The following is a 6,212-nucleotide window of genomic DNA, read 5'->3' as shown; positions in this document are numbered from 1 at the left end:
GACCATCTCGAGTTCGTGTTGTTGCGGGGACGGCTCTTTGAGCATGGGGCAGCCTCTGAAAAGTCGATGCCCCAATTACAACAAACCCCCGCCTTAATGGCGAGGGTTTGTCAGCAGTCTGAACGCCCCGCAGAGCGGGGCGTTTCACCAACTTTGGTGTTAGGTTACATTAATCGTGACCGTACACAGCCAGTTTGGTATCGGTAACTGCCAAGTTGTCGATGGCAATGGTACCGATGTTCTTTCCACCGATGATGGTCTCACCGATAGCAACGTCCATGTAGACGTTGTTAACGTCAATACGCAGCACGTCAGACGCTGTAGAAGCGCCAAGGCCCGCACCTTTGTAGACATCAAGGTTCACATTGGCAAAACCGGCTAGAACCTGAGCTTCTTGGGAAGCGGGATCAAGACCAAATTCACCATCTGCGTCGGCGCTCATTACAGAACCGTCACCATCGTAATCGAAGTTGGCGCCGGCACCTGAGATAGTCAGGTCACGGATACCAATACCGAGAAATTCTACATCGAAGTCCATATCCTGGACATCAAACGCAGCGACCACATTCAAATGATCCGATGCCGTGTCAACAGAGATATCCAGCTGAGCCAAGTTACCCCAGCCACTCAGGTTGGAGATCAGAGTTGTGCTGTCAGAGCCAGTGCTTCCAGCAAGCAGCTCCATTGAGCCAACAGTCATACCCCAGTCAATCGGATTGCTATCGAGTGTGCCAACATGAATGATCGCATCACCATCGTCGGCTACGTCGATATCGATCTTCAATTGGTCCAGCAGGTCGTTGTAGCCAGCAGTTGAGCCTGCAGCGGTTACGCCCGCACCACCGAGAACGATATCGTTTACTGCGAAGGAACCTTCATCAGTGTACTTGAACTGACCGATACTGACTTTAGTTTCCAGCTCAATGGTCACACCGGCCTGACCGGTGACGTTACCCATCGCACTGTCGTCGAGTGCTTTGAGGTCTGCATTGGCTGCAAACGGAACAGCGGCAACCGCAGTTGCCAGAGCAATTTTTTTCAGGCCTTTCATTCTTATCTCCTTATAAACTCTCTTGTTCTTATCTGAGTTTTTAATTTGGTCGTGGAATCACTGACTCCACAATTCCATTTAAGATTGTTTTACAGTCCTAGTCCGTGACTATTGTCACAGTTCTTAACCCTTTGCTTACACGTTGAAACAAACCGCGAATACTTCTCACCCTAGCTTTGGCCATTAGATTCTGCTTCTTCGTCGTAAAATATTTGGTAAGGCTTTTTACGCGTAACCGGGTCACTGTATTTAACTTTTCCATCCTCCACCTCAAACGGAATCACTTTATTACCAGAAATCCCCAGCCTATGCTCATGCTCAATGACCAGCGCCTCTGAGGAGCCGGTATCATCCAACTTACCCGTGTATAGAATGGCAGCCGCATTGATCTTGCCCCGGCGAGCAATGGACTTCAGCGCTGCGCGATAAACAAGAATTCTCACTTGTGCGGGAGAACCTTCTATCTGACCGTCCAGGTTTACGCGCTTCACTGTGTCACCATCGTCCATCAACATCCACGCAGCAGGCAGGTTAGGTGTCGTACCTTCTATCAACGCAGAATACTGATCCGTTGCTTTCTTAATCAGGTGCACCAGTTGACGCTGGCCGACCACAGCGTACTTTGCCAACTCTTTCTTTGTTAGCTTTCCGTCAGCAATTGCGCTGTCCTCGGGTATCTCAACAGCTACCTGTTCCTGAGAGTGGACAGTTGAAGCGAAAACCAGCGCTCCAACCAGCAATGCATTTGAGAAAGTCTTTTTGAGATCTGACATCTGGCCATTCCTTTTATTTTTGATTGATTTACCCGACGAAATGCAGCTGGTTCAGTTAAAATAGTTACCGCTAAACCACAAAGACTGCTCAGAATCGCCAAGCTTTTATTAGAGCAGCGAGACTCACGAGCCAACAACGCCCGTTTTGTGTGCTGTTTATCATTTCTCGAACATTCCGGAGGGACCTTGAACCCGGCAACCATGCGTGAACTCAATCAGGAGAGCTATCATCGCCTGCTAAGCCAAGCCTGCCGGGAAGCGGATTTCGCCTATATCGGGAGTGTCGGTCACGGCCCCGCCCGAGGAGTCTTCAGCGGCTTTTCTGCTAGAGCTCTTGCCACCGAAGTACTCCAATACCCTGTGCCTCCGGATTTCTGCTCCGATCAGCTTGCCCAGAGCATGGAAAGCCTCGTCCGTCAGTTCCAGATCGATCAGGAACCCAGCCCGGAATGCCTATCCGGAGGGTGGATTGGTTTCCTGAGCTATGAACTGGGGTATGTCAGGGAAAGCCGTCTCAATGCGCTGTGCCCACCTGTGGATGCCCCCCTCATGTCTGCAGGTTTCTACCTTTGGACTGCCAGTCACAATCGCAAGACAGACCAATATTGGCTATGGATTCATCCGGAGTGCCCTGGTGAGACACGGAATTTACTGGAGCAGTGGCTGGGCTCGGACGAACGAGCGGCCACTACCGGATGGTCTATGGTTTCGCGATTTCAGCCCAGGCAAACACCGGATGCCTTCAGGGCAAGCGTGGTAAGGATTCGCCAATACATTGAAGCCGGTGATTGCTACCAGGCGAATCTCTCACAGGAATTCTCAGGTCATTTCATGGGGGATCCCTGGCAAGCATTCCAGGCGCTTTCAGATGCCAACCCTACGCCCTACAGTGGGTTCATTCGCGCTGGCGAGGCATCCATCCTGTCGGTTTCCCCCGAGCGATTTTTAGAGATACACGACCGAACCGTCACCACCAGCCCCATCAAGGGCACCCGGCCGAGGGGCGGCACTCCTGAGAGTGATTCCGCCTATGCCACTGAACTGGAAGGCTCCGAAAAGGACCTGGCCGAAAACCTGATGATCGTCGACTTACTTCGCAACGATCTGAGCCTGAACGCAAAGCCAGGCAGCGTGAAAGTCGACAAACTGTTTGCACTGGAGTCCTACCGCAACGTCCACCATCTCGTCAGCCACATCCGCGCCGAGCTGGCCGAGGGTGTCACGCCCATGAAGGCATTGTTTGATGCCTTCCCGGGTGGCTCGATCACTGGCGCGCCCAAGATCAGGGCGATGGAGATTATTCGGGAGCTCGAGCCCCATTGGCGTGGCCCCTACTGCGGCTCGATATTCTATCGCGGACTGGACGGCACGCTGGACAGCAATATTGCGATTCGAACCATGCTTTGTGATGGCCAGGGCACCATTCGTTGCTGGGGTGGTGGCGGTATTGTTGCGGATTCAGATCCCGAAGCTGAGTATCAGGAGACGCTCGCGAAAGTCGGGCCTTTGATGCGGTTTCTGGAAGATTTGGTGATTGAGTGAAATGAGTTCATGTGAACATGGGGTCAGAAGAACGCTTTCTTCTGACCCCATGTTCAGTATTCCAATCAGGCGTTGTGAATAGCACTCGCCTTTAGAAACTCCTGCTTGAGATCATCGAAGTTATGTACCGCCGGGAATTGCGGAAACTCGTCGATCACGTTCTGCGGAGCATGGAACAGGATGCCAGCTTCGGCCTGCCCCAGCATGGTGGTGTCGTTATATGAATCACCGGCAGCAATCACGCGGTAATTCAACAGCTGGAATGCCCTTACCGACTGGCGCTTGGGGTCGCGTTGGCGCAGCAGGTAATTGGTAATCTGGCCGTCGTCTGCGACTTCCAACTTATGACAAAGCAGGGCCGGGTAGCCCAGTTTCTTCACCAGGGGCATGGCGAATTCGTAGAAGGTGTCGGACAGAATCACTACCTGGAAACGCTCGCGCAGCCAATCCAGAAACTCCCGGGCGCCGGGCAGCGGGTCCAGCTCCCCGATCACTTCCTGGATCTGGGGCAACCCGTAGCCGTGCTGGTCCAGCAGCTTCAGCCGCTGCTTCATCAGCACGTCGTAATCCGGAATATCGCGGGTGGTTGCCTTGAGCTCTTCAATGCCGGTCTTTTCGGCGAACGCGATCCAGATTTCCGGGATCAATACTCCTTCAAGGTCAAGGCATGCCAGTTCCACAACGATCTCCTGCTTCAATTGGTTAAGGGCAACGTCGGTTTGTCCGTGTGCCGCTATTCGGAGCGTATGATAAGAAAAACCGGGCGTGATTGCATCGTAGAAGTGTAAACCCGGGTTCTTGAGCGCGGAATAACCATATAGATTGTCATTCCTTCAGGGTATGAGGCATTTAATGGTAGCCTTTTCGATCAGTTAGATCCTCTTGCACTCTCAGATAAGGCAATGCCGGGCCATGACCGATATTCAGACCCTGCGGGAAGAGCTCGAAGACCAGAGCCCCCGCTCGATTCTCAAAGCCGCCCTCAAACAGTACGACAACATAGCCATCTCCTTCAGTGGCGCGGAGGATGTAGTGCTGATTGAAATGGCACACAAACTGACCGACAACCTGAAGGTTTTTACCCTGGACACAGCCCGTCTTCACCCGGAAACCTACGAGTTTGTAGAGCGGGTGCGCAAGCATTACGGCATCGAGATCGAGGTTCTGTTTCCGGATGCTCAGGAAGTTCAGGGTCTGGTGAACAAGAAAGGCCTGTTCAGCTTCTACGAGGATGGACACAGTGAATGCTGCGGCATTCGCAAGGTCAACCCCCTGCGCCGCAAGCTTGCAACCGTTGACGCCTGGATTACCGGGCAGCGCAAGGATCAGAGCCCGGGCACACGCAACGATGTGCCAGTTGTTCAGGAGGACACTGCCTTCTCAACCGATGATAAGACACTGATTAAGTTCAATCCTCTGGCGAACTGGACGTCAAAAGAGGTGTGGGATTACATCCGGATGTCCGAGGCGCCCTATAACGAGCTGCACGAGAAAGGCTTCGTAAGCATCGGCTGCCAGCCCTGCACCCGTCCTGTGCTGCCCGGGCAGCACGAGCGGGAGGGACGCTGGTGGTGGGAAGAAGCTACCCAGAAAGAATGCGGCCTGCACGCCGGCAATCTGATCGCCCGGGACTAACCCGGGCGCATACACCCGCTCACCTTCTAGTGAGTGGGTAGCTCGACATCCCTGAACAGTTCCTCGATTTCAGACCGGCTGCCTTGGTGAGACACGGCCTCGTCCACCTTTTCCTTGGTGAGATGGGGCGCGAACCGATGAATGAAGTCATACATATACCCCCTCAGGAACGTGCCCTTCCGGAAACCGATTCGCGTGACGCTGGGACGGAACAGTTTGCGGGCATCGAGGGCGATCAGATCCGTGTCGGTTTTGGGATCGAATGCCATACTGGCGACAATTCCGACGCCAAGACCCAGCCTTACGTAGGTCTTGATGACGTCCGCATCCGCTGCAGTGAATACCACCTTTGGTGTGAGCCCCTGGGACTGGAACGCCTCATCGAGCTTGGACCGGCCGGTGAAACCGAACACATAGGTCACCAGTGGGTACTCTGCCAGCTCTGGTAGCGTCAATTCCGGTAATTTGGCCAGAGGATGATCCTTAGGCACGATGACGCTCCGGTTCCATTTGTAACAGGGCATCATGATCAGATCGTTAAACAGCTCCATGCCTTCGGTCGCGATAGCAAAGTCCACCGCTCCGCTGGCCGCCATCTCGGAGATCTGCATGGGCGTACCCTGGTGCATATGCAGGGATACGTCCGGGTATTCTTCAATGAAACCGCTGATAATCGGTGGCAACGCATACCGCGCCTGAGTATGAGTCGTGGCGATACTCAGATCGCCCTTGCGCTGGTTGCTGAATTCCTGGGCGATTTTCTTGATGCCCTCAACCCGCCGCAGGATCTCTCCCGCCTCCCGGATAATGATTTCACCGCCCGGTGTAATGCGGGTGAGATGCTTGCCGCTGCGGGCAAACACTTCCAGCCCCAGTTCGTCCTCCAACAGGCGGATCTGTTTGGAGATACCGGGCTGGGAGGTAAACAGGCTTTGAGCGGTTGCTGACACATTCAGATCGTGATGCGCAACTTCCCAGATATAGCGCAACTGTTGTAGTTTCATTGAATCTGCTGCTCCCTGGAGATCGAAGGACCTTGTCGAAGAATACGCATAAAAATACAGATTTTCATTCTTTTTTAATATAGGCAACTACTTTCACACAGTTTAGACCAAAATTGCATTTACGCAGCCTCTGATAAAACCCTGGCGTGATTAAAGTGGCTTCATGGCCCTTGACTTGGTGATTACAAAGGACACAATCCTTTATGC

General features: G+C 53.2%; 6 protein-coding genes. 2 read left to right on the top strand and 4 right to left on the bottom strand.

Annotation, left to right across the window (positions count from 1 at the left end):
- Positions 1–169: 169 nt before the first annotated feature.
- Together KEHDKFFH_RS08695 and KEHDKFFH_RS08690 are read right to left on the bottom strand one after the other, a co-directional pair.
- The gene (locus KEHDKFFH_RS08695; RefSeq protein ID WP_104321546.1) at positions 170–1,051 is read right to left on the bottom strand and encodes a DUF6160 family protein; all 882 of its coding nucleotides are present in this window, start codon (positions 1,049–1,051) and stop codon (positions 170–172) included.
- 170 nt (positions 1,052–1,221) lie between these two features.
- Complete coding sequence (locus tag KEHDKFFH_RS08690) at positions 1,222–1,824, bottom strand: hypothetical protein (protein ID WP_104321545.1); 603 nt, start codon at positions 1,822–1,824, stop codon at positions 1,222–1,224.
- 201 nt (positions 1,825–2,025) lie between these two features.
- Between KEHDKFFH_RS08690 and pabB the strand changes: the two genes are divergently transcribed.
- On the top strand, positions 2,026–3,366 hold the full coding sequence (gene pabB / locus KEHDKFFH_RS08685) for an aminodeoxychorismate synthase component I (protein WP_104321563.1): 1,341 nt from the start codon (positions 2,026–2,028) through the stop codon (positions 3,364–3,366).
- Between the two features lie 65 nt (positions 3,367–3,431).
- Here pabB and thrH read toward each other — a convergent pair whose 3' ends face one another.
- Positions 3,432–4,046, bottom strand: a complete 615-nt coding sequence (gene thrH / locus KEHDKFFH_RS08680; RefSeq protein WP_104321544.1) for a bifunctional phosphoserine phosphatase/homoserine phosphotransferase ThrH — start codon at positions 4,044–4,046, stop codon at positions 3,432–3,434.
- Positions 4,047–4,260: 214 nt separating this feature from the next.
- Between thrH and KEHDKFFH_RS08675 the strand changes: the two genes are divergently transcribed.
- Positions 4,261–5,001, top strand: coding sequence for a phosphoadenylyl-sulfate reductase (locus KEHDKFFH_RS08675; protein ID WP_277872176.1), 741 nt, complete (start codon positions 4,261–4,263; stop codon positions 4,999–5,001).
- Between the two features lie 26 nt (positions 5,002–5,027).
- On the opposite strand, the gene cysB is transcribed toward KEHDKFFH_RS08675, so the two are convergent.
- Positions 5,028–6,005, bottom strand: coding sequence for an HTH-type transcriptional regulator CysB (cysB, locus tag KEHDKFFH_RS08670; protein ID WP_104321542.1), 978 nt, complete (start codon positions 6,003–6,005; stop codon positions 5,028–5,030).
- Positions 6,006–6,212 lie beyond the last annotated feature (207 nt).

It is taken from the genome of Marinobacter maroccanus, from assembly GCF_002933275.1.
Lineage (GTDB): Bacteria > Pseudomonadota > Gammaproteobacteria > Pseudomonadales > Oleiphilaceae > Marinobacter > Marinobacter maroccanus.
Note: the sequence above shows the minus strand (reverse complement) of the source record. Positions and strands in the feature narration are given on the sequence as shown.